The organism is Streptomyces sp. NPDC042100 (genome assembly GCF_055582325.1).
The window spans coordinates 91,311-112,799 of record NZ_JBVJDK010000011.1 but is presented as its reverse complement, the minus strand read 5'-3'; the positions used below and the strand labels follow the sequence as shown (position 1 = coordinate 112,799).

At 72.5% G+C, this 21,489-nt stretch carries 23 protein-coding genes, 1 tRNA gene and 1 pseudogene; 12 read left to right on the top strand and 13 right to left on the bottom strand.

The window, feature by feature from the left end:
• Positions 1-57 precede the first annotated feature (57 nt).
• The 4 genes from ACZ6J5_RS24680 (at position 58) to ACZ6J5_RS24665 (ending at position 6,047) form a co-directional block, all read left to right on the top strand.
• Positions 58-1,395, top strand: a complete 1,338-nt coding sequence (locus ACZ6J5_RS24680) for a bifunctional glycosyltransferase family 2/GtrA family protein (protein WP_469394914.1) — start codon at positions 58-60, stop codon at positions 1,393-1,395.
• Positions 1,395-3,584, top strand: a complete 2,190-nt coding sequence (locus ACZ6J5_RS24675) for an ArnT family glycosyltransferase (RefSeq protein WP_469394912.1) — start codon at positions 1,395-1,397, stop codon at positions 3,582-3,584. The genes ACZ6J5_RS24680 and ACZ6J5_RS24675 overlap by 1 nt, the downstream gene beginning before the upstream one ends.
• 76 nt (positions 3,585-3,660) lie before the next feature.
• Entirely contained in the window at positions 3,661-5,196 is a 1,536-nt protein-coding gene (locus ACZ6J5_RS24670) for an MFS transporter (RefSeq protein ID WP_469394910.1), read from the top strand.
• 35 nt (positions 5,197-5,231) lie between these two features.
• Positions 5,232-6,047, top strand: coding sequence for a TetR/AcrR family transcriptional regulator (locus ACZ6J5_RS24665; RefSeq protein ID WP_469394908.1), 816 nt, complete (start codon positions 5,232-5,234; stop codon positions 6,045-6,047).
• Positions 6,048-6,144: 97 nt separating this feature from the next.
• Here ACZ6J5_RS24665 and ACZ6J5_RS24660 read toward each other — a convergent pair.
• Positions 6,145-7,668, bottom strand: a pseudogene (locus ACZ6J5_RS24660) (MDR family MFS transporter); the annotation flags it as partial.
• 175 nt (positions 7,669-7,843) lie between these two features.
• Positions 7,844-8,290: a MarR family winged helix-turn-helix transcriptional regulator gene (locus ACZ6J5_RS24655; RefSeq protein WP_469394906.1), complete on the bottom strand. Its 447-nt coding sequence runs from the start codon at positions 8,288-8,290 to the stop codon at positions 7,844-7,846.
• A 311-nt stretch (positions 8,291-8,601) separates the two neighbouring features.
• Between ACZ6J5_RS24655 and ACZ6J5_RS24650 the strand changes: the two genes are divergently transcribed.
• The 6 genes from ACZ6J5_RS24650 to ACZ6J5_RS24625 all read left to right on the top strand — a co-directional run bounded on the left by ACZ6J5_RS24650 (position 8,602) and on the right by ACZ6J5_RS24625 (position 12,383).
• On the top strand, positions 8,602-8,847 hold the full coding sequence (locus ACZ6J5_RS24650; protein ID WP_469394904.1) for a hypothetical protein: 246 nt from the start codon (positions 8,602-8,604) through the stop codon (positions 8,845-8,847).
• A 185-nt stretch (positions 8,848-9,032) separates the two neighbouring features.
• Positions 9,033-10,124 carry a pyridoxal-phosphate dependent enzyme gene (locus ACZ6J5_RS24645; RefSeq protein ID WP_469394902.1) on the top strand — a complete coding sequence of 364 codons (1,092 nt, stop codon included), beginning with the start codon at positions 9,033-9,035 and terminating at the stop codon, positions 10,122-10,124.
• A 140-nt stretch (positions 10,125-10,264) separates the two neighbouring features.
• Positions 10,265-10,606, top strand: a complete 342-nt coding sequence (locus ACZ6J5_RS24640) for a DoxX family protein (RefSeq protein ID WP_469394900.1) — start codon at positions 10,265-10,267, stop codon at positions 10,604-10,606.
• Positions 10,607-10,681: 75 nt separating this feature from the next.
• Positions 10,682-10,915 (top strand): hypothetical protein, encoded by a 234-nt coding sequence (locus ACZ6J5_RS24635; protein ID WP_469394898.1) that lies wholly within the window; start codon positions 10,682-10,684, stop codon positions 10,913-10,915.
• A 68-nt stretch (positions 10,916-10,983) separates the two neighbouring features.
• Entirely contained in the window at positions 10,984-11,547 is a 564-nt protein-coding gene (locus tag ACZ6J5_RS24630) for a TetR/AcrR family transcriptional regulator (protein WP_469394897.1), read from the top strand.
• Positions 11,544-12,383 carry an alpha/beta fold hydrolase gene (locus ACZ6J5_RS24625; protein ID WP_469394895.1) on the top strand — a complete coding sequence of 280 codons (840 nt, stop codon included), beginning with the start codon at positions 11,544-11,546 and terminating at the stop codon, positions 12,381-12,383. Before ACZ6J5_RS24630 ends, ACZ6J5_RS24625 begins: the two co-directional genes overlap by 4 nt.
• On the opposite strand, the gene ACZ6J5_RS24620 is transcribed toward ACZ6J5_RS24625, so the two are convergent.
• The 9 genes from ACZ6J5_RS24620 to ACZ6J5_RS24580 form a co-directional block, all read right to left on the bottom strand.
• Positions 12,364-13,128 carry a hypothetical protein gene (locus ACZ6J5_RS24620; RefSeq protein WP_469394893.1) on the bottom strand — a complete coding sequence of 255 codons (765 nt, stop codon included), beginning with the start codon at positions 13,126-13,128 and terminating at the stop codon, positions 12,364-12,366. The genes ACZ6J5_RS24625 and ACZ6J5_RS24620 overlap by 20 nt on opposite strands.
• A 39-nt stretch (positions 13,129-13,167) precedes the next feature.
• Positions 13,168-14,163, bottom strand: a complete 996-nt coding sequence (locus tag ACZ6J5_RS24615; RefSeq protein ID WP_469394891.1) for an RNA polymerase sigma factor SigF — start codon at positions 14,161-14,163, stop codon at positions 13,168-13,170.
• Between the two features lie 235 nt (positions 14,164-14,398).
• The gene (locus ACZ6J5_RS24610; protein ID WP_469394889.1) at positions 14,399-15,247 is read right to left on the bottom strand and encodes an RNA polymerase sigma factor SigF; all 849 of its coding nucleotides are present in this window, start codon (positions 15,245-15,247) and stop codon (positions 14,399-14,401) included.
• Between the two features lie 196 nt (positions 15,248-15,443).
• Positions 15,444-15,743, bottom strand: a complete 300-nt coding sequence (locus tag ACZ6J5_RS24605) for a Dabb family protein (RefSeq protein WP_362467769.1) — start codon at positions 15,741-15,743, stop codon at positions 15,444-15,446.
• A 16-nt stretch (positions 15,744-15,759) separates the two neighbouring features.
• Complete coding sequence (locus ACZ6J5_RS24600; RefSeq protein WP_469394887.1) at positions 15,760-15,924, bottom strand: hypothetical protein; 165 nt, start codon at positions 15,922-15,924, stop codon at positions 15,760-15,762.
• 434 nt (positions 15,925-16,358) lie between these two features.
• Positions 16,359-16,446: transfer RNA gene (locus ACZ6J5_RS24595), tRNA-Ser, on the bottom strand.
• A gap of 155 nt (positions 16,447-16,601) precedes the next feature.
• The gene (gene tadA / locus ACZ6J5_RS24590) at positions 16,602-17,030 is read right to left on the bottom strand and encodes a tRNA adenosine(34) deaminase TadA (RefSeq protein WP_469395225.1); all 429 of its coding nucleotides are present in this window, start codon (positions 17,028-17,030) and stop codon (positions 16,602-16,604) included.
• A 68-nt stretch (positions 17,031-17,098) separates the two neighbouring features.
• The gene (locus ACZ6J5_RS24585) at positions 17,099-17,635 is read right to left on the bottom strand and encodes a tRNA adenosine deaminase-associated protein (RefSeq protein WP_469394885.1); all 537 of its coding nucleotides are present in this window, start codon (positions 17,633-17,635) and stop codon (positions 17,099-17,101) included.
• A gap of 184 nt (positions 17,636-17,819) precedes the next feature.
• Positions 17,820-18,023 (bottom strand): hypothetical protein, encoded by a 204-nt coding sequence (locus ACZ6J5_RS24580; RefSeq protein ID WP_362467766.1) that lies wholly within the window; start codon positions 18,021-18,023, stop codon positions 17,820-17,822.
• Positions 18,024-18,113: 90 nt separating this feature from the next.
• On the opposite strand from ACZ6J5_RS24580, the gene upp reads away from it, so the two are divergent.
• Positions 18,114-18,749: a uracil phosphoribosyltransferase gene (gene upp, locus ACZ6J5_RS24575; protein WP_469394883.1), complete on the top strand. Its 636-nt coding sequence runs from the start codon at positions 18,114-18,116 to the stop codon at positions 18,747-18,749.
• Between the two features lie 30 nt (positions 18,750-18,779).
• Here the strand turns inward: upp and ACZ6J5_RS24570 are convergent, their stop codons facing one another.
• Both ACZ6J5_RS24570 and ACZ6J5_RS24565 read right to left on the bottom strand, forming a co-directional pair.
• Positions 18,780-19,409 (bottom strand): LytR C-terminal domain-containing protein, encoded by a 630-nt coding sequence (locus tag ACZ6J5_RS24570; protein ID WP_469394881.1) that lies wholly within the window; start codon positions 19,407-19,409, stop codon positions 18,780-18,782.
• Between the two features lie 120 nt (positions 19,410-19,529).
• On the bottom strand, positions 19,530-19,826 hold the full coding sequence (locus ACZ6J5_RS24565) for a type II toxin-antitoxin system VapB family antitoxin (RefSeq protein WP_017240525.1): 297 nt from the start codon (positions 19,824-19,826) through the stop codon (positions 19,530-19,532).
• Between the two features lie 106 nt (positions 19,827-19,932).
• Between ACZ6J5_RS24565 and ACZ6J5_RS24560 the strand changes: the two genes are divergently transcribed.
• A complete protein-coding gene (locus ACZ6J5_RS24560; protein ID WP_469394879.1) occupies positions 19,933-21,489 on the top strand; it encodes a helicase HerA-like domain-containing protein in 1,557 nt (518 codons plus the stop codon).

Genomic DNA, 21,489 nt, shown 5'->3' with positions numbered 1-21,489 from the left:
GCCCCGCCACAGCTTCGGCACACCGTCGTGACAGCGGTCCTGGCGAGGGTCGGGGACATGCAGATGTCACCGACCGCCGAAACCCTTCCCGCCCGGGAGCACCTCCCCGTCGGCGCGGCCGGCCGGCCCGTCCTCGACGTGGTGATCCCCGTGTTCGACGAGGAGAAGGACCTGGAGCCCTGCGTCCTGCGGCTCCACGAGCACCTCTCCCGCACCTTCCCTTACGGCTTCCGCATCACCGTCGCCGACAACGCCTCCACCGACTCCACCCCGGACGTGGCGCGTTCGCTGGCCGAGCGGCTGCCCGGCGTCCGGTCCGTACGGCTGGAGGAGAAGGGGCGCGGGCGCGCGCTGCGGACCGTCTGGTCGGCGTCCGAGGCGCCGGTCCTCGCGTACATGGACGTGGACCTGTCCACCGACCTGAACGCGCTGCTCCCGCTGGTCGCCCCGCTCATCTCCGGCCACTCCGACCTGGCGATCGGCTCGCGGCTGGCCCGTTCCTCGCGGGTGGTGCGCGGGCCGAAGCGGGAGTTCGTCTCCCGCGCGTACAACCTGATCCTGCGCGGCTCGCTCGCCGCCCGCTTCACCGACGCCCAGTGCGGCTTCAAGGCGATCCGGCGCGAGGTCGCCGAGCGGCTGCTGCCGATGGTGGAGGACACCGGCTGGTTCTTCGACACGGAGATGCTGGTGCTGGCCGAGCGGGCCGGGCTGCGGATCCACGAGGTGCCGGTCGACTGGGTCGACGACCCCGACTCGACCGTCCACATCGTGCGGACCGCCGCCGAGGACCTGCGGGGCGTGTGGCGGGTGGGGCGGGCGCTCGCGACCGGCTCGCTGCCGCTGGACCGGCTGGCCCGGCCCTTCGGCGACGATCCGCGCGACCGCGAACTGGCCGGCGTGCCGGGCGGTCTGGCCCGTCAGCTCGTCGGCTTCTGCGTGGTCGGGGCGCTGTCCACGCTCTTCTACCTGGCGCTCTACTCGCTCTTCCGGCTCGGCGTCGGCCCGCAGCTCGCCAACGCCGGCGCCCTCCTCGTCTCCGCCGTCGCCAACACGGCCGCCAACCGGAGGCTCACCTTCGGTGTACGGGGCCGGGACCGGGCCGCCCGCCATCAGGCACAGGGGCTCGTCGTCTTCGGCATCGGCCTCGCCCTGACCAGCGGCTCGCTGGCCGCGCTCGGCGCGGCGACGGGCGATCCGGCGCACTCGACCGAACTCGCCGTGCTGATCGTCGCCAACCTCGCCGCGACCGTCGTGCGCTTCCTCCTCTTCCGGCTCTGGGTCTTCCCGGAGCGCACCTCTTCTTCCGGGACCTCTTCGTCCGGGACCTCTTCGTCCGGGGCCTCCTCCTCCAGGACCTCCTCCTCCCGCACCTCCCGCACCTCAAGGACCTCTTGATGACCTTCCCGAATCCGCGCCCGCTCGCCCGGCGCCTGTGGCGCGGCCGTTCCGAGGACGCCCCCTGGGTGCGGCCCGCGTTCTTCGGCCTGCTGCTCGTCACCACGGCCCTCTACCTGTGGAACCTGACGGCCGGCGGCTACGCCAACTCCTTCTACTCGGCGGCCGTGCAGGCCGGCGGCGAGAGCTGGAAGGCCTTCTTCTTCGGCTCGCTCGACGCGGCCAACGCGATCACCGTCGACAAGCCCCCGGCCGCGCTGTGGCCGATGGCGCTGTCCGTGCGCCTCTTCGGCCTCGGCTCGTGGCAGATCCTGCTGCCCGAGGTGCTGATGGGCGTGGCCACGGTCGGCGTGCTGTACGCGGCGGTCCGGCGGCGCTTCACCGCGGGGGCGGGGCTGCTGGCGGGCGCGGTGCTGGCGCTCACCCCGGTCGCCGCGCTGATGTTCCGCTTCAACAACCCGGACGCGCTCCTCGCGCTGCTCATGACGGTCGCCGTGTACTGCGTGCTGCGCGCGCTGGAGCTCGACCGGGGTGCGGCGCGGTGGCTGGTGTGGGCGGGGGTGGCGCTCGGTTTCGCGTTCCTCGCCAAGACCCTCCAGGCCTTCCTGATCCTGCCGGCGCTCGCTCTCGTGTACGTGGTGTGCGCGCCGGGCGGGCTCGGGCGGCGGCTCGGGCGGCTGGGCCTCGGCGGTCTCGCGCTGCTGGTGTCGGCGGGCTGGTGGGTGGCGCTGGTGGAGCTGTGGCCGGCGTCCTCCCGTCCGTACGTGGGCGGTTCGCAGAACAACAGCTTTCTGGAGCTGACCTTCGGCTACAACGGCCTGGGCCGGCTCAACGGCGACGAGGTCGGCAGCGTGGGCGGCGGCGGTGCGCGCGGCGGCATGGGGGGCATGGAGCTCCCGGCCGGTCTGGAACTGCCCGGACGGATGGGCGGGCGAGGCGGCGGCGGTGGCGGCGGCTGGGGCGAGACCGGCCTCGGGCGCATGTTCAACGAGCAGGTCGGCGGCCAGATCTCCTGGCTGCTGCCGGCCGCGCTGCTGCTGCTCGTCGCGGGCCTGGTGGTGACCTGGCGGGCGCCGCGCACGGACACGGCCCGCTCGGCGTTCCTGGTGTGGGGCGGCTCGCTGCTGCTGACGACGGGTGTCTTCAGCTTCATGGCCGGCATCTTCCACGAGTACTACACGGTGGCCATGGCCCCGTATCTGGCGGCGCTGATCGGCATGGGCGCGGCGGTGCTGTGGGAGGAGCGGGCGCGGTTCGCCGCCTCGGCGGGGCTGGCCGCGTCGGTCGCGGTGACGGCGGTGTGGGCGTGGGTGCTGCTCGGCCGGACGCCGGACTGGCTGCCGTGGCTGCGCTGGGCGGTGCTGGTCGCGGGCTGCGCGGCGGCGCTGGGCCTGCTGTCGGCGGTGCGGCTGGGCGGGGCGGCCCGCCGGGTCGGTCTGGCGGCGGCGGGGCTCGGTCTGGCGGCGGGCCTCGCGGGGCCGTTCGCGTACACGCTGGCCACGCTGGCGGAGGGACACCAGGGCTCGATCGTGACGGCGGGTCCGGCGGGCATGGCCGGGCCGGGCGGGATGCGCGGCGGCCGGGGCGGTGGCGGCCGGATGCTGTTCGGCGGCGGCGAGGGGCCGGGCGGGCAGTTCCCGGGCGGGGGGCGGTTCCCGGGCGGCGGTCAGGGCGGCCAGGGTATGGGGCAGTTCCCGGGCGGCGGTCAGGGCGGTCAAGGCGGTCAAGGCGGTCAAGGTGGTCAGGGCGGTCAAGGCGGTCAGGCGCCCGGCGGTGGCCAGGCGCCCGGCATCCCCGGGGAGAACGCCCGTCCCGGCGCCGCCGGCGGGCTCCTCGACGGGGCGGACGTCGGCACCGGGGCCAGGAACGCGCTGCTCGCCGACGCCGACGCGTACACCTGGGTCGCCGCCGCCGTCGGCGCGCAGAACGCGGCCAGCTACCAGCTCGCCACGGAGAAGCCGGTGATGGCGATCGGCGGCTTCAACGGCAGCGACCCGTCGCCGACGCTCGCGCAGTTCAAGCGGTACGTGGCCGAGGGCCGGATCCACTACTTCATCGCCTCCGGCGGCGGCATGGGCGGCGGGCCGGGCGGGGGCGGCAGCAGCGGGATCACCTCGTGGGTCGAGTCGGCCTTCGAGAAGAAGACCGTGGACGGCGCGACCTTCTACGACCTGACCAGCCCGAAATAAAAAGCCCTATACAGCGTAAGAGAGCTCCTATACGGTGTACGGGACTTAGCCTCGTACACCGTATAGGAGTCCTGCCATGACGCCGCCGAACGCCAAGGCCACCACCGGGGGCGGCCACCCACAGCGCTGGTTGATCCTCGGCGTCATCTGCCTGGCCCAGCTCACCGTGCTGCTCGACAACACCGTCCTCAGCGTCGCCATCCCGTCGCTGACCTCGGAGCTGCACGCCACCACCAGCGACATCCAGTGGATGGTCAACGCCTATTCGCTGGTCCAGGCCGGCCTGCTGCTCTCCGCGGGCAGCGCCGCCGACCGCTACGGCCGGAAGAAGCTGCTCGCGGCCGGCCTCGCGCTCTTCGGCCTCGGCTCGCTCGCGGCGGGTCTCGCCGGCTCCACCGCGCAGCTGATCGCCGCCCGCGCGGGCATGGGCGTCGGCGGGGCGCTCCTGATGACCACGACCCTCGCCGTGGTCATGCAGATCTTCGACGAGTCGGAGCGGGTCAAGGCCATCGCGCTCTGGTCGACGGTCGCCTCGCTCGGCTTCGCCGGCGGGCCGCTGATCGGCGGCGTGATCCTGAACCACTTCTGGTGGGGAATGATCTTCCTGATCAACATCCCGGTCGCCGTCATCGCCCTCGTCGCGGTCCTCAAGCTGGTCCCCGAGTCGAAGAACCCGCAGGGAGACCGCCCCGACCTGCTCGGCGCGCTGCTCTCCATGATCGGCATGACCGGCGTCGTGTACGCGATCATCAGCGGCCCCGGGCACGGCTGGACCTCCGGCCAGGTGCTGGTCCCGGCGGCCGTGGGCCTGCTCGGCCTCGGCGCGTTCGCGCTGTGGGAGCTGCGCACTCCGCATCCGATGCTGGACATGCACTTCTTCCGCAACCAGAAGTTCGTCGGCGCCGTCGGCGGCTTGATCCTGGTCGTCTTCGGCATGGGCGGCTCGCTCTTCCTGCTCACCCAGCACCTGCAGTTCGTGCTCGGCTACGAGCCCCTGGAGGCGGGCCTGCGGATGGCGCCGCTCGCCCTGACGATCGTCGGCCTCAACCTGACCGGCATCGGCCCGAAGATCGTCGTGAAGCTGGGCACCCCGGTCACCGTCACCGTCGGCATGACCCTGGTCGCCGCCGGCCTCACCTCGATCTCGCTGCTCGGCGGCGGCACCGACGGCAGCTACTGGGGGATGCTGCTCGGCCTGGTCCTGATGGGCGCCGGAATCGCCGGCTCCTCCCCGGCGATGGCCAACGCGCTGATGAGCGCGATCCCGCCGGAGAAGGCGGGCGTGGGCGCCGGGATCAACGGCATCCTCGCCGAGTTCGGCAACGGGCTGGGGGTCGCCGTCCTCGGCGCCGTCCTCAACGCCCGCTTCGCCGCGCTGGTCGCCGTCACCGCGTCCTCGCTCCCCGCCGCCCTGGCCGCGGCGGGCGGCGAGGCCGAGCGGCGGCAGATCTCGGACGCCTTCGCCTCCGGTCTCCAGACCAGCCAGCTCGTCGGCGCGATCGCCGTCTTCGCCGGCGGACTGGTCGCCGCGGCCCTGCTCCGGCGGGCCGAACGGGCGGAGCGGCGGGAGCGGGGCGAGGAGGGTTCCGAGAAGCTGGAAGTCGCTGCATAGCATGGGCGCGGAAGGCTGATCGGACGGAGGACGCGATGGTCAAGGCGGCGGACAGGGCCAAGAACCCGGCGCGTTCCAGTGTCTGGCTGGAGAGCCGGGCCACCCGCAGCGGCGGCCCGGCGGGGCTCGACCGGGAGCGGATCGTGAACACCGCGGTCCGGATGCTCGACGAGGAGGGCCTCGCCAAGCTGTCGATGCGCAGGCTGGCGACCGAGCTCAACGTCACCGCGATGTCCCTGTACTGGTACGTGGACACCAAGGACGACATCATCGAGTTCGCGCTCGACGCCGCCCACGAGGGCATCGACCTGGACGCCTTCGAGGAGGCCGGGAGCTGGCAGGACCGGCTGCGGCTGATGGCGAACGACTACCGCCGGATGCTGGTGGCCCACCCGTGGGTCTCGTCCATCTCGGGGACGTACCTCAACGTCGGCCCGCAGGCCGTCGCCGTCGCCAAGCGCATCTACCAGCTGATCCGCTCGACCGGGCTGCCCACGCAGGGCCAGCCGGGGGCGACCTCGGCGGTCTTCCAGTTCGTGTACGGATTCGGCACGGTCGAGGGCCACTTCGAGCGGCGGTCCGTCGAGACCGGCATGTCGCAGCAGGAGTACTACCAGGAGGCGGTGGACGCCTTTGTGGAGGACCCGAGGTTCGCGGACGAACTGGAGCTCATGCGGCCCGTCATCCAGGAGCGGGTCAGCCGTTCGACGGAGAGCCTGTGGGACCGGGACTTCGACTACGCGCTGGACGTGCTGATCGCGGGCATCGAGGTGATGGTCGCCCGGGGCGAGGCCGAGGCCGAGGCCGAGGGCGCTGTCGACGGCGACAGCGACGGCGACGGCACGCCGTAGCCGGATATGACGGAGCGGCGGGCCGTCCCCTGCCCGCCGCTCCGTACTCGACCCGGTCGCGCCTCCGCTCGAAGCGCGCCCGGGAGCTCTGTTACTTGGCGTCCGCCGTGGCGGGCTCCGCCTTCACGGTGTTGCTCTTCAGCGCGACCTCCTTGATGAAGAGCGTCACGATGAACGCCAGGAACGCGAAGGGCGCCGAGTAGAGGAAGACGTCGCCGACGCCGTGGCCGTACGCGCTCTCCATGACCGTGCGGATCGGGGCGGGCAGCTTGTTCATGTCGGGGATGCCGCCGCCGCCCTGGCCCATGGCCGCCGCGGCCTTCGGGCCGAGCTCGGTGAGACCGTCCTTGACGTAGTCGGTGACCCGGTGGGCCATGACCGCGCCGAGCGCCGAGACACCGACCGCACCGCCCAGGGAACGGAAGAAGGTGACGACGGAGGAGGCGGCGCCGAGGTCGGAGGGGGCGACCTGGTTCTGCGTGCAGAGGACCAGGTTCTGCATCATCATGCCGAGGCCGAGGCCGAGGACCGCCATGAAGATCGCGATGTGCCAGTACTCCGTGTCGTACCGGATGGTGCCGAGCAGGCCGAGGCCGCCGGCCGCGAGGGCGCCACCGCTGACCAGCCAGGCCTTCCAGCGGCCGGTCTTGGTGATGATCATGCCGGAGACCGTCGACGAGACGAACAGGCCGCCGATCATCGGGATGGTGAGGACGCCGGACATCGTCGGCGACTCGTTGCGGGCCAGCTGGAAGTACTGGCTGAAGAAGACCGTGCCGGCGAACATCGCGACACCGACGAAGAGCGAGGCCAGCGAGGCCAGCGTGATCGTGCGGTTGCGGAAGAGGCGCAGCGGGATGATCGGCTCGGAGGCGCGGGACTCGACGAGCAGGAACACCGCGCCGAGCAGGACCGAGCCGCCGATCATGGCGGCGGACTGCCAGGACATCCAGTCGTACTTGTCGCCCGCGAAGGTGACCCAGATCAGCAGCAGCGAGACGGCGGCGCTGATGAAGAAGGCGCCCGACCAGTCGACCTTGACCTCGCGCTTGACCACGGGGAGCTTCAGGGTCTTCTGCAGCACGAGCAGCGCGATGAGCGCGAAGGGCACGCCGACGTAGAAGCACCAGCGCCAGCCGAGCCAGTCGGTGTCGGTGATGACGCCGCCGAGCAGCGGGCCGCCGACGGTGGCGACGGCGAAGGTCGCGCCGAGGTAGCCGCTGTACCGGCCGCGCTCACGCGGGGCGATCATGGCGGCGAGGATGATCTGGGAGAGGGCGGTCAGACCGCCGACGCCGATGCCCTGGACCACGCGGCAGGCGATCAGCATGCCGGTGTTCTGCGAGAGTCCGGCGACGACCGAGCCCGTGACGTAGATGATCAGGGCTATCTGGACCAGCAGCTTCTTGGAGAAGAGGTCGGACAGCTTGCCCCAGAGCGGGGTGGTCGCCGTCATCGACAGAAGCGCGGCGGTGACGACCCAGGTGTAGGCGGACTGGCCGCCGCCGAGGTCGGTGATGATCTGGGGGAGGGCGTTCGAGACGATCGTCGAGGACAGGATGGCGACGAACATGCCGAGCAGCAGCCCGGAGAGCGCCTCCATGATCTGCCGGTGCGTCATCGGGGCACCGGAGGTGTCGGTCCGGCCTTCCCGTACACCCGTGGCAGGTGCGGTGGTAGCCATGAGGTTCCTTTGCGAGTACGTGGGTGTACGAGAGGTGCGCGCACGGCGGCGCGGCGGGTGGCGCCCGTACGTGAGAAGTCGGTGTGCGGTGGTGCGGTGGTGCGGTAGCCGGTCAGGCGTGCTGGGCCCGGCAGTCCCCGAAGGAGTCGCGCAGCCGGCCGAGCATCGTGGTGAGCAGCACGACGTCGTCGTCGGACCACTCGGCGAGGTGGCGGGCGAAGGCGTCGGCGACCCGGCGGTCGAGCTCGCCGAGCATCGCGTAGCCCTCGGGGGTGAGGTGCAGGATCCGGGAGCGCTTGTCGTCCGGGTCGGGCAGCCGCTCGATCCAGCCGTGTTCCACGGTGTGTGCCACGTGCCGGCTGCACACGGACATGTCGACGGCCATGAGTTCGGCCAGCCGGCTCATCCGCATGTCGCCGTGGTGCTTGACGAGGGCGAGCACGGCCGCCGCGCCGCCCTGGCAGTGGGCGGGCAGCACCCGGGCCACGCCGCGCTTGACGGCACCGATGGCGCTCACCGCCCTGGCGAGCTCCTCGTACCGGCTGAGCGTCGTCTCCATCGAGCTCCCCTGACATCTTGTTGCTTAGGGCAACCATAGAGATCGATGGTTGCTCCAGGCAAACTAAATCGGTCAAAGCGCGCTAAAGAATCGGCAAAGCGGGGGCTGGGGCGGGGGCATGGCGGGACCTCTGGGGCGGGAGTGGCCTGAGAGGCGCACGGGGAGCGGTCCAGGGGCTACCGGGAAGCGGCCCGGGGGCGGCTCAGGAGCGGCCCGGGAACGGCCCGGAAGTGGCTCAGGAGCGGCCCGGGAGCTGCCCGGGAGAGGGCGGGGCTTGGGTCGGGAAGCCCCCTTTCGCTAGGGTCCGGGCCATGGCACACAACCCCCAAGCACCGTACGGCCAGGGCGGCCAGGGCCCCGAGGGCTCCTACGACCCCGCCGGCAGCACCCAGATGTTCCGCGCCTTCGTCGACGAGGGCACCCCCCAGCAGGGCGGACAGCAGCAGCAGTACCAGTCCGCGACCACCCACTCCTCGGGCCCGCGCGTCGGCGTGATCGTCGGCGTCATCGTGGCGATCGCCGTCCTGGCGGGCGTCGCCTGGCTGGCCCTGGGCTGACCGGACCGCGCGCACGACCACGAAAGAGGGCGGTCGCGGCGGAAGTCCCACCAGGACTCCCGCCGCGACCGCCCTCTTTTCCCGGCGGATCCTCCCGGCGGATTCTTCCGGCGGATCCTCCCGGCGGATTCTTCCGGCGTGACGCCCCCTCCCCTCCGGCCCCGCGCGGCCCTACGGTGTCCGGCATGGATCGCAGCCCCCTGCTCCACCGGCACTGGCCCGCGCTCGTCGGCACCCTGCCGTACCTGCCGCTGGGCACCGCCCCGACCCCCGTACACAGACTGACCGGTCCGGTGTGGGTGAAGGACGAGAGCGGGTACGGGGACGGCGGCTGGGGCGGCAACAAGGTCCGCAAACTGGAATGGCTGCTGCCGGAGGCCCGGCGGGGCGGCGCCCCGCGCACCCTCCTCAGCGTCGGCGGCCTCGGCACCAACTGGGGCCTGGCCGCCGCGCTCTACGCCCGCGAGCAGGGCGTCGACGTGGCCCTGGCCCTCGTCGACCAGCCCCGCGACGCGCACGTGGAGGCCCAGCTCGACCGGCTCCGCGCCTCCGGCGCCACCCTGCACTTCCCGGGCACCAAGAACCGCCTGCTGCTCGCCCTACCGTGGCTGCTGGCCCGGCACACCCGGGGCCTGCGCCCGCCGTACGTGCTCCCGGCGGGCGGGTCGTCGCCGCTGGGGACGCTCGGGTACGTCGAGTGCGCGCTGGAACTGGCCGGGCAGGTGGCGGACGGGACGCTGCCGGAGCCCGGCTGGATCGTGACGGCGGTCGGCTCGGGCGGCACGGCCGCCGGACTCGCCCTCGGGCTGCGGCTGGCCGGGCTGCGCACCCGGGTGCTGGCGGTCGTCGTGAACGACACCCTGCGACTGGACGCGGCCCGCCTCACGGCGCTGGCGGGGCGGGCGGAGCGCCTGCTGCGGGCGCGCGGGGCCGCGCTGCCGGCGGTACGGCTCGGGGCGCGGGACATCGTCACGGAGTACGGCTGGCTGGGCGCGGGCTACGGCCACCCGACCGAGCCGGGGGCGCGGGCGCTGCGCTGGGCGGCGGAGGCGGCGGCGGCCGCGCCCGCCGAGGCGGGTACAGGCACGGGCACGGGCACAGGCACGGGCACAGGCACGGGCACAGGCACGGGGCTGGAACTGGAGCCGGTCTACACGGCGAAGGCGCTCGCGGCCCTGCTGGCCCTCGCGGAGGCGGGCCGCTTCGAGGGGGCCGGGCCGGTGGTCTTCCTCAACACGTACGGGCCGAGGCCCGGGAAGGACGGGCCCTCGGAGTGACCGCCCGCGCGTTCGCATCGCTCCCCCCGGGACCCGTCTGAAAAGAAGTCCGGCGCGCTCGTCACACCCGCGTCGGCGGCGGTGTCAGAGGGACAGAGCGAGCGAGAAGCGCCCGCCGCAGGCCCTCCGAGGAGCACCCGATGTCCACCACCGCCATCGTCGTCACCGCCGTCGCCGCGTTCATGGCCGGGTTCTCGGGCGCCTCGATCTTCTTCAAGGCGAAGTTCACCGTCGAGCCCCTCGCCGAGTACGGCGTCCCCCGCGCCTGGTGGAACCGGCTGGGCGCCGCCAAGGCCGCCGGCGCGGTGGGGCTGCTCGTCGGCTACGCGGTCCCCGCGATCGGGATCGCCGCCGCGATCGGTCTGGTCCTCTACTTCCTCGGCGCGGTCATCACGGTCCTCCGCGCCAAGGCGTACGGGCACGTGGCCTTCCCGCTCGTCTACATGGCGCCGGCGGTCGCCGTCCTGGTCCTGGCGGCGTGAGCCGTCGGAGTCCCCGGCACCTCCAGGTGGGTCATTCCGGGTGACGGGCCGGCCGCGTGGGTCGTTGGCTCGGCCGTGAACATCAAGAAGCGGGCCGCCACGGCCCTCCTCATCGCCCTCGCCGCCGCCTCACTCGCGGCACCCGCCCACGCCCGCGCCGCCGCCGAAGCCGACCGTGACTTCGGCGGCGGCAGCGGCGGCCACGTCACCGTCGGCGACTGTCTCGAAGGGCTGGTGGACATGCCGTTCCTCGGCGAGGCGCCGGGCAACTACCAGCGGAACTGCTCCAGCGGGAACACCAGCACCTGAGAAATCCCCGGACCCACCTTCCTAGGGGTGCTAGGTTCACGCCTAGAGCCCCTAGGAAGGAATCGCGCATGGTCCGCGCCGGCGTCACCGTCGACCGTCTCGTCCAGGCCGCAGCCGAGCTCGCCGACTCGGACGGCCTCGACAAGGTCACCGTCTCCGCCCTCGCCCGCCGCTTCGGCGTCAAGGACGCGAGCCTCTACTCGCACATCAGGAACCTCCGCGAACTCCGCGTCCGCCTCGCCCTGCACGCCTCCGCCGAGATGAACGAGGCCATCGGCGCCGCCGTCGCCGGCCGCTCCGGCAAGGACGCCCTCGTCGCCTTCGCCGACGCGTACCGCGGCTACGCCCTCGCCCACCCCGGCCGCTACGCCGCCACCCAGCAGCGCATCGAGCCCGACGAGGTCACCGACCCCGCCGTCGTGCTGCGCGCCGTCGAGCTCACCCAGGGGATGCTCCGCGGCTACGGGCTCGCCGAACCCGAGCTCACCGACGCCGGGCGCCTGCTGCGCGCCGCCTTCCACGGCTACGTCCACATCGAGCTGAGCGGCGGCTTCCACGCCTCCCGGCCCGTCGACGACTCCTGGGCCCGCTCCCTCGACGCCCTCCACCGCCTCCTGGAGAACTGGTCATGAACCCCGCCGCCCACGTCCTGCGCGTCCCCGGAGCCACCCTCCGCTACGAGACCCGGGGCAGCGGCCCCGTCCTGCTGCTCATACCCGGCGGGGCCGGTGACGCCGGGCTCTACGAGGGGATGGCGGACCTGCTGGCCGCCGCCGGGCACACCGTCGTCTCCTACGACCAGCGCGGCCTCTCCCGCAGCCCGCTCGACGGGCCGCCCGCCGAGCAGCGGGTCGAGGAGTGGGCCGAGGACGCCCGCGCCGTCCTCGACGCCGTCGTCCCGGAGGGCGACACCGCGTACGTCTTCGGCAGCAGCTCCGGCGCGATCGTCGCCCTCGCCCTGCTCGCCGCCCACCCGGACCGGCTGCGCCGCGTCGTCGCCCACGAGCCGCCCCTGCTGGAGACGCTCGCCGACCCCGGGCCGTACCGCGCCCACTTCGCCGAGGTGCGCGCGCTGCACCGTACGCACGGGCTCGGGGCCGCCATGGCCCGGTTCGCCGAGACGCCCGACGGGCGGCGGCCCGAGGGCGCCGACGAGCACCGGGAACTGCCCGTCTCCGTGCGCCCCATGGCCTCCCGCATGGCCGCCAACCTGCCCGTCTTCCTGGAGCACGTCCTGTGCCCCTTCTCCTCCTCGGCCCCCGACCTCGACGGGCTGCGGGCCGCCGCCGGGAAGCTGGTCCTGGGCGTCGGGCGGGAGTCGGACGGTCAGGAGGCGCTGGTCGGGCCCGCCGGCCGGATCGCGGAGCTGACGGGTGCGGCGACGGCCGCCTTCCCCGGCGGGCACCTCGGGTGCGTGGAGCGCCCGGAGGAGTTCGCCGGGGTGCTGCTCACCGCCATGAGGCCGTGACGCTCCTCGTGTCCACCCGCATCCCCAGCGGCACCCGCCAGGACTCCACGCACACCGTGTAGGTCCTCGTGCGGGCCGTCCCGGGCGCGATCGGCGCGGGCAGCGGCTGGCTGGAGCGGACCGTGGCCCAGTCCACGCCGAGCGCGCCGATGATGTGCGTCGCGAAGGCCACCGTGCCCGAACGGGCCGCTGTGCCACCGGTGTTGCGGATGGTGACGGTCACGTCCTCGCACCAGCGGCGGTCCGTGTCCGCGAGCGCGGGCGCGGAGAGGGTGAGCGCGGCGGGGCCGGGCGGCGGAGTCGTGCCGGGGGGTGTGGTGCCGGGAGGGGGCGTGCCCGGAGGTGTGGTGCCCGGGGGGTGCGCGGGGGGCGTGGGCTTCGGCGTGTCCGTGGGGCCCGCCGTACCGCCGGTGCCGCTCGGGCCCGTGCCGGATCCGTCCGGGGTGCGGGTCGGCGGCGGCGCCGTCGTCGTGCGCGGCGCGGCGGAGGAGGTTCCGGACGTGCCGGATGGGCCTGACGTGCCTGCCGCGCCGGATCTGCCCGATGGGGCGCCCGGGGTCCCGGGGTCCAGGGGGACCAGCGTGACCGCGCCGCTGGGCGGGACCGCGCCCTTGGGGGAGGAGCCGGCGCCGACCGCCGCGTACCCCTCGTCGTCCGTGCCCGATCCGCAGGCGGTGAGCGCTCCGCCGAGGCAGAGCGCGAGCACCACGAGTCCCGGCCGCTTCCTTCGCCACGCGCTGACCATGGACAGCAGTGTGGCTGACGAGCCGTCAGAAATGAAGCGTCAGTCGGCGATCAGGCCCTCGCGGAGCTGGGCCAGGGTGCGGGTGAGCAGCCGGGAGACGTGCATCTGGGAGATGCCGACCTCCTCGCCGATCTGCGACTGGGTCATGTTCGCGAAGAAGCGGAGCATGATGATCTGCCGCTCGCGGGGCGGGAGTTTGGCGAGCAGCGGCTTCAGCGACTCGCGGTACTCGACGCCCTCCAGGGCGGTGTCCTCGTAGCCGAGGCGGTCCGCCAGGGAGCCCTCGCCGCCGTCGTCCTCGGGCGACGGGGAGTCGAGCGAGGAGGCGGTGTACGCGTTGCCCACGGCGAGGCCGTCGACCACGTCCTCCTCCGACACCCCGAGCACCGCCGCCAGTTCGGGCACGGTGGGGGAGCGGTCGAGCTTCTGCGCGAGCTCGTCGCTGGCCTTGGTGAGGGCGAGGCGGAGCTCCTGGAGGCGGCGCGGGACGCGGACGGACCAGGAGGTGTCGCGGAAGAAGCGCTTGATCTCGCCCACGACGGTCGGCATCGCGAAGGTCGGGAACTCCACGCCCCGTTCGCAGTCGAAGCGGTCGATCGCCTTGATCAGGCCGATGGTGCCGACCTGGACGATGTCCTCCATCGGCTCGTTGCGCGAGCGGAAGCGGGCCGCCGCGTAGCGCACGAGGGGGAGGTTGAGCTCGATGAGGGTGTCGCGGACGTAGGTCCGCTCCGGGCTGTCCGCGGCCACGCCCTTGTCGTCCAGGGCGCGCAGGCGCAGGAAGAGGGAGCGCGAGAGGGTGCGGGTGTCGAGGGCCTCGGGTGTGACGGCCGGCGGGGGGACGAGGGGCTCGTCGGTCCCGGCGGGCGCCGCGTCCGCGGCGGCCTGGGCCGTCGTCTGGACGGGCATGGCCGTCGCCGTGGCCGTGGCGGTGAGCGCCGGGCCGGCCGTCGGCGCGGCGGCGGCGGGCGTCGGCACGGACGCGGGCATGGGCGTGAGCGTGAGCACCTTCGAGCTGCCCTGTTCTGCGGACATGCCACCCCCTTGAGGTCGCGGACGGTCGTGTCGGCCACGACCATCTGAGGAACGCAGCCTCCACCTGAATACCGGAGGCGGGGCCGCGGCAAACTCGGTTTCTGCAGAATGTCACATGTCGGCAACACGCTGTAGTGACTTGTCGACAAGTACAGGGTGAATATCCGCAGGAAACAAGGGGTGTGCGGCATTTGGGCCGCTGAAAAACTGCTCCGAAACGGTCTACCCGTCCCAGCTATGCCTCGATCCTGTTTGCGGATCTCAACCGGGCGAAGCTCCGGGCGAGGAGCCTTGACACATGCATCTGCGAGACCCCGAGCTCCTGGCTGATCTGGGACTGGGTCAGGTTGCTGTAGTAGCGCAGCATCAGGATCCGCTGCTCGCGCTCGGGGAGCTGGACGAGCAGGTGCCGTACGAGGTCGCGGTGCTCCACGCCGGCCAGCGCCGGGTCCTCGTAGCCGAGCCGGTCGAGCAGTCCGGGCAGCCCGTCGCCCTCCTGGGCCGCCTCCAGGGAGGTCGCGTGGTACGAGCGGCCGGCCTCGATGCAGGCCAGCACCTCGTCCTCGCCGATCCTCAGGCGCTCGGCGATCTCGGCGGTCGTGGGGGAGCGCCCGTGGGCCGTGGTGAGGTCCTCGGTGGCGCCGTTGACCTGCACCCACAGCTCGTGGAGCCGGCGGGGCACGTGGACCGTGCGCACGTTGTCGCGGAAGTAGCGCTTGATCTCGCCGACGACGGTCGGCATCGCGAAGGTCGGAAACTGCACGCCCCGGTCGGGGTCGAAGCGGTCGATCGCGTTGATCAGGCCGATGGTGCCGACCTGGACGACGTCCTCCATCGGCTCGTTGCGGGAGCGGAAGCGGGCGGCGGCGTAGCGCACCAGCGGCAGGTTGGCCTCGATGAGGGCGCCGCGCACGCGCTGGTGCTCGCCGCTGCCCGGCTCCAGGTTCTTGAGCTGCCCGAACAGCACCTGGGTCAGGGCGCGGGTGTCGGCGCCCCGGGTGCTCTGGGGGCGGGGGCGCGGGGGCTCGGGGGCTGCCCCGGCCTCGTTCTGGGGCGGGACTTGAGGCGCTGCACTGGCCGGCACGTTCACGCCACCCCTTCATGTCAACTTCGGTCGACTCAATCCGTCAAAAGCGGTCATAGCATCACAAGACATGTCCACTGTGTGCAAGCACCGTATAACCACGTGTTGAGGGCAAGTTGGGCGGGTAAAACCTCGGGCCCCCCGCCGAAGCACGGCGGGGGGCCCGAAGGAGAAGGGGTGGGAGCGGCGGTGCGGCTCAGCCCTCGAAGGGGTAGTCGGCGATCACCCAGGTCGCGAACTCGCGCCACTGGGCCACGCCGGCCTGGTGCGCGGGGTGCTCCAGGTAGACCTTGAGCGCGTCCGCGTCCTCGACGGCCGAGTTGATCGCGAAGTCGTACGCGATCGGGCGGTCGGAGATGTTCCACTCGCACTCCCAGAAGCGCAGCTCCGGGATCTGCGAGCCGAGGGCGCGGAAGGCCTCGACACCCGCCACCACGCGCGGCTCGTCCCGTCGCACGCCGTCGTTCAGCTTGAAGAGGACCAGATGGCGGATCACGACGGCACTCCCGGGACTAGTTGACGAGCTCGGTCATGAACTGGCCGATGCCCTGCGCTGCGCTCGATATGCCCTCGAACCCTACCTGGACGAGGTCCGCCGCCCTGGCCGGGGACGTGACGATCGTGTACAGCACGAAGGCCATGACCACGTACAGTGCGATCTTCTTCGCCTGTGCCATTCGCTCCGCCCTCCCCTGGCCTCCGCCGCGCGGTCGCCGAGTCTAGCCCAGGCCCTCCTCACGGGTCCTTTATGGACCAAGGGCCCTGCGATCGGGGCCTTTTGCCGCCGCCCGGAAGGGTGGCGGAGGAGCAGTATTGATCTCAAGCCCGGCGGATCTGGCAGGAATCCCAAGGGCGGAGGAACCGGCCCTCACTGCGGGGTCCGCGCCGCGAGCTTCCCCCCTGACTGCGGCGCAGGACTTGCAGGACCGGTTCTCATCGGGGGGAGCGGCTTGTCCCCCCGATGCCGCTCCCCCCGTCCTAAATCCTCGTCAGTCCGTACGCGGCCGGTCAGCTAGTCCGTCCATGATTGTCAGGTGCATGACATTCACTCCGGGGTGAGGCGGGCGGGGCAAGCAAAAACCTCCCCGGACCGAGGTCCGGGGAGGTTTCCTGGCGGTAGCGGAGGGATTTGAACCCTCGGTGAGTTTCCCCACACTCGCTTTCGAGGCGAGCTCCTTCGGCCGCTCGGACACGCTACCGAGAGAGAGCTTAGCCCAAAGGAGCCCTGGACTGAAATCCATAGGTCCGCGCAGGTGGGAAGGGGTGCCGCGAGGGCCGTGGGGGCAGCGGCGAGGACAGCTGCGAATGCAGCTGCGAGGGCAGCCGTACGAGCGGCCGGCCGGCCGGCCCGGCGTCAGCGGTCGCGGAAGAACGCGGTCAGCTGACGGGAGCACTCCTCCTCCAGCACCCCGTGGATCACCTCGGGGCGGTGGTTGAGCCGCCGGTCCCGCACCAGATCCCACAGCGAGCCCGTCGCGCCCGCCTTCTCGTCGAAGGCGCCGAAGACCACCCGTTCGACCCGCGCCTGGACGAGTGCGCCCGCGCACATCACGCACGGCTCCAGGGTCACCACGAGCGTGCAGCCGGTCAGCCGCCACTCGCCGGTCTCCCGGGCCGCCCGTCGCAGCGCGAGGACCTCCGCGTGGGCCGTCGGGTCGCCGGTCGCCTCCCGCTCGTTGTGACCGAGCGCCAGGACCTCGCCGTCCGGGGAGAGCACGACCGCGCCGACCGGTACGTCACCGGCCAGCGCGGCCCTGTCCGCCTCGGCGAGCGCCAGCCGCATCGGGTCCCGCCAGGGGTCCCGTACGGGATCGGCGCCCGCGCCGGGGCCTTCCACCGCTGCCAGGGGCACTAGCGCACGGCCTCCAGGACTTCCCCGGCACCGAGGACGTCCGCGATCGAGGACAGGGCGTCCCCGTCGAGGGCCAGCAGCTCCCGCTCGGAGAGCCCCAGGTCGGCCAGGATCTGCCGGTCGCCGACGGGCGCCGCGGGCACGGCGGCGTCCTCGTGGTCCTCGTCGCCCCCGGCGGCGGCGGAGGCGAGGGGCTCGCCGTCCTCCGTGCCGTCCAGGTCCAGCGCGTCCACATCGGTGTCAGCGTCGCGCGGGTCGTCGCCGAGGATCTCCGACGTGAGGATCTCCCCGTAGGAGGAGCGGGCCGCCGCGGCCGCGTTCGAGACGAAGACCCGCGGGTCGTCCTCGCCGTCGACGCGGACGACGCCGAACCACGCGTCCTCCTGCTCGATGAACACGATCACGGTCTCGCTGTCGTCCGCCGCGGCCTCCCGGGCCAGATCGGCGATGTCCGACAGGGTCTCCACACTGTCGAGCTCTGTATCGCTCGCTTCCCACCCGTCTTCGGTGCGCGCGAGCAGTGCGGCGAAGTACACCTGACTCTCCCACTGATCAGAGGTGTGACGATCCGGCGGCGCGCCCTGAATGCCCCGCCCAATCGGCATCGTGGCAGAAACGGAGGCCTCAGGAGAGGTCTTCGGCTCTTGCGTCGTGCATCAGTCTGAACGACACCGCGATCGGGCGGGCGTGCGACCCCGGCGCGTAGAGGGGGCGCACGCGTCACCAGCGGAATGTGCGCATCCGCATGGCCTGACGCATCCGCGCCGCGCGGGCGCGCCGGGGCTGGACGCGGTCGCGCAGCGCCTTGGCCTCGTGCAGCTCACGCAGGAACTGCGCGCGGCGTCTGCGGCGCTCCGCGTCGGTCTCCGGTCGGGCCTCCTCGTCGGGAGCCGGTCCGCCGGGCTTTCCTTCCAGGTCGGGCATGGGTCACCACCCAGGACTTAGGTCCGGTACCTGTGTCCCCACCTTCCCTCGGCGGCGTGGTTCGACGCCAGTCCCGGCTACTGTGGAGTCATGCGTCTCCACGTCGTCGATCACCCGCTGGTCGCCCACAAGCTCACCACGCTGCGCGACAAGCGCACGGACTCCCCGACCTTCCGCCGGCTCGCCGACGAGCTGGTCACCCTGCTCGCCTACGAGGCGACCAGGGACGTGCGCACCGAGCAGGTCGACGTCGAGACCCCCGTCACGCCGACGACCGGGGTGAAGCTCTCGTACCCGCGTCCGCTGGTGGTCCCGATCCTGCGGGCCGGCCTCGGGATGCTCGACGGCATGGTGCGGCTGCTGCCGACGGCCGAGGTGGGCTTCCTCGGCATGATCCGGAACGAGGAGACGCTGGAGGCGTCCACGTACGCCTCGCGGATGCCGGAGGACCTCTCCGGGCGCCAGGTGTACGTCCTGGACCCGATGCTCGCGACCGGCGGCACGCTGGTGGCGGCGATCCAGGAGCTGATCAAGCGCGGCGCGGACGACGTGACCGCGGTCGTGCTGCTGGCCGCGCCGGAGGGCGTGGCCGTCATGGAGCGCGAGCTGGCGGGCACGCCGGTGACCGTGGTGACGGCCTCGGTCGACGAGCGGCTCAACGAGAGCGGCTACATCGTGCCGGGCCTGGGCGACGCGGGCGACCGGATGTACGGGACCGCCGACTAGGACGGTCCCGCCCCGGCTCCGGCCCCCGCGCTAGCAGCGCTGGGCGGGGGGCTTGGGCTTGCCGAGGGCCACGAGGGCCGCGTCCGCCGCGGCCTTCGGGTCCAGGGTCTTGAAGGCCGTGCCGATGATGAGGTCGATGTCCGCCGTGGTGCGGGCGTCGACCTTCGTCGTAGCGCCCTTGAGCTGGGTGCCGAGCACGGAGAAGCTGCCCTTGGCCGCCCCGGGCGCGCCGAGCAGCATCCCGGCGCCGGGGACCTTCTTGTCGTACGCGGCGGGGGCGTTGCCCACCTTGCCGATGGCGAAGCCGCGCTTCTTCAGCTCGTCCGCGGTCGTCTTGGCGAGTCCCGCGCGCGGGGTCGCGTTGTAGACGTTGACCGTGATCTGGGCGGGCTTGGGCAGCGCGGCCGGGGGCGGCACGGTGGCCTGGGCGGCGGGCTTGCAGTCGGCCTGCTTCCCGGCGGCGGTGGTGGTCCTGCCGTCGCCGCCGGTGAAGACGTCGATCAGCTGGAGCGTCCCCCATCCCGCCGCGCCGAGCACGAGCGCTCCGGCCGCGGCTCCGAGGACGATCCTGCGCCGGCGGTGGGGGCGGCGCATCCGTGGGTAGACATCGCCCGTGATGCGGTACTTCCCGCCCATTCCAGGGGGAGTGAGCATGCTCATGAGCGCAGCGTAATGCGGGCTCCGGGGGATGCCTACTGGATGATCATGTGATCGCGTCCGGATGGGGGCGAAGAGGCCCCGAAAGGATCAGCCGGGGGGGACCGGGGGCGGTCCGGAGGGTCAGTCCATCTCCAGCACGCGGGCGTGCAGCACCTGGCGCTGCTGGAGCGCGGCGCGGACCGCGCGGTGCAGCCCGTCCTCCAGGTAGAGGTCGCCCCGCCACTTCACGACGTGCGCGAAGAGGTCGCCGTAGAAGGTCGAGTCCTCGGCGAGGAGGGTCTCCAGGTCCAGCTGGCCCTTGGTCGTCACCAGCTGATCGAGGCGGACCGGGCGCGGGGCGACGTCCGCCCACTGCCGGGTGCTTTCCCGGCCGTGGTCGGGATACGGCTTTCCGTTACCGATGCGCTTGAAGATCACACGGAAAGCCTACCGGGCGAGCGGCTCCCGGCGCAGCCACGCGAGCCCGGTGCGATGCTAGGGCGAAATCAGGCGAAACAGGATGTAATCGGGACAGGGGTCCGTCATGAGCGTGAACGAGCAGCCCTGGGCGCCGATCGCCGCCGGGTACGCCTTCGACGGCGCGGCACTCGATCTGGGGGCCCTGCTCTGGGACGGCGTCTGTCACCCGGACGCGCGGATCCGCATCCCGCTGCCCATGCTCAACCGGCACGGACTGGTCGCGGGCGCGACCGGCACGGGCAAGACGAAGACGCTCCAGCTGATGGCGGAGCAGCTCTCGGCGAACGGGGTGCCGGTCTTCCTCGCCGACATCAAGGGCGACGTCTCGGGGATCTCGGCCCCGGGCGTGGACGGCGAGAAGGTCCGGGAGCGGGCCGCGCAGGTGGGGCAGGAGTGGACGCCGGCCGGCTTCCCCTGCGAGTTCTACGGGCTCGGCGGCACCGGCCCCGGCATCCCCGTGCGCGCGACCGTGACCAGCTTCGGGCCGGTGCTGCTGTCGAAGGTGCTCCAGCTCAACCAGACGCAGGAGCAGTCGCTCGGCCTGATCTTCCACTACGCCGACGCGAAGGGCCTGGAGCTGTTCGACCTGAAGGACCTGCGGGCGGTGGTGGCCTTCCTCGTCTCCGACCTGGGCAAGGCGGAGCTGAAGGGGATCGGCGGGCTGTCGACGGTGACCGCCGGGGTGATCCTGCGGGCGATCACCGCCTTCGAGCAGCAGGGCGCGGGCGGTTTCTTCGGGGAGCCGGAGTTCGACACGAGCGAGTTCCTGCGCACGGCGCCGGACGGGCGCGGGGTCGTGTCCGTGCTGGAGCTGCCGGCCGTGCAGGACAAGCCGCAGCTGTTCTCGACCTTCCTGATGTGGCTGCTCGCGGATCTGTACGGGGACCTGCCGGAGGTCGGCGACGTCGAGAAGCCGAAGCTGGTGTTCTTCTTCGACGAGGCGCACCTGCTGTTCAACGGGGCCTCGAAGGCGTTCCTGGAGTCGATCACGCAGACGGTGCGGCTGATCCGGTCCAAGGGCGTCGGGGTGTTCTTCGTGACGCAGACCCCGAAGGACGTCCCGGCGGACGTGCTGGCGCAGCTCGGCAACCGGGTGCAGCACGCGCTGCGGGCGTTCACCCCGGACGACGCCAAGGCGCTGAAGGCGACCGTGCGGACCTTCCCGAACTCGGCGTACGACCTGGAGGAGGTGCTGACCGGTCTCGGCACGGGCGAGGCGGTCATCACGGTGCTGAGCGAGAAGGGCGCCCCGACCCCGGTGGCGGCGACCCGGCTGCGGGCGCCGCGGTCGCTGATGGGCCCGGTCCCGGCGGCGGACCTGGACGCGGCCGTGAAGGGCTCGCTCCTGTACGGGCGGTACGCGGAGGCGGTGGACCGGGAGTCGGCGTACGAGAAGCTGACGGCCGAGCAGCGGGAGGCGGAGGCGGCGGCGCTGCGGGCGGCCGAGGAGAAGGCGGCCGCCAAGGAGGAGGCGAGGGCCCCTCGCCGGAAGGAGGAGCCCTCGCTCACCGAACAGGTCGTCGGCAGTGGGATGTTCAAGTCCCTCGCGCGGTCGATCGGCACCCAGCTGGGCCGGGAGATCTCCCGGTCGCTCTTCGGGACCGCGCGCCGCAGGCGGTGA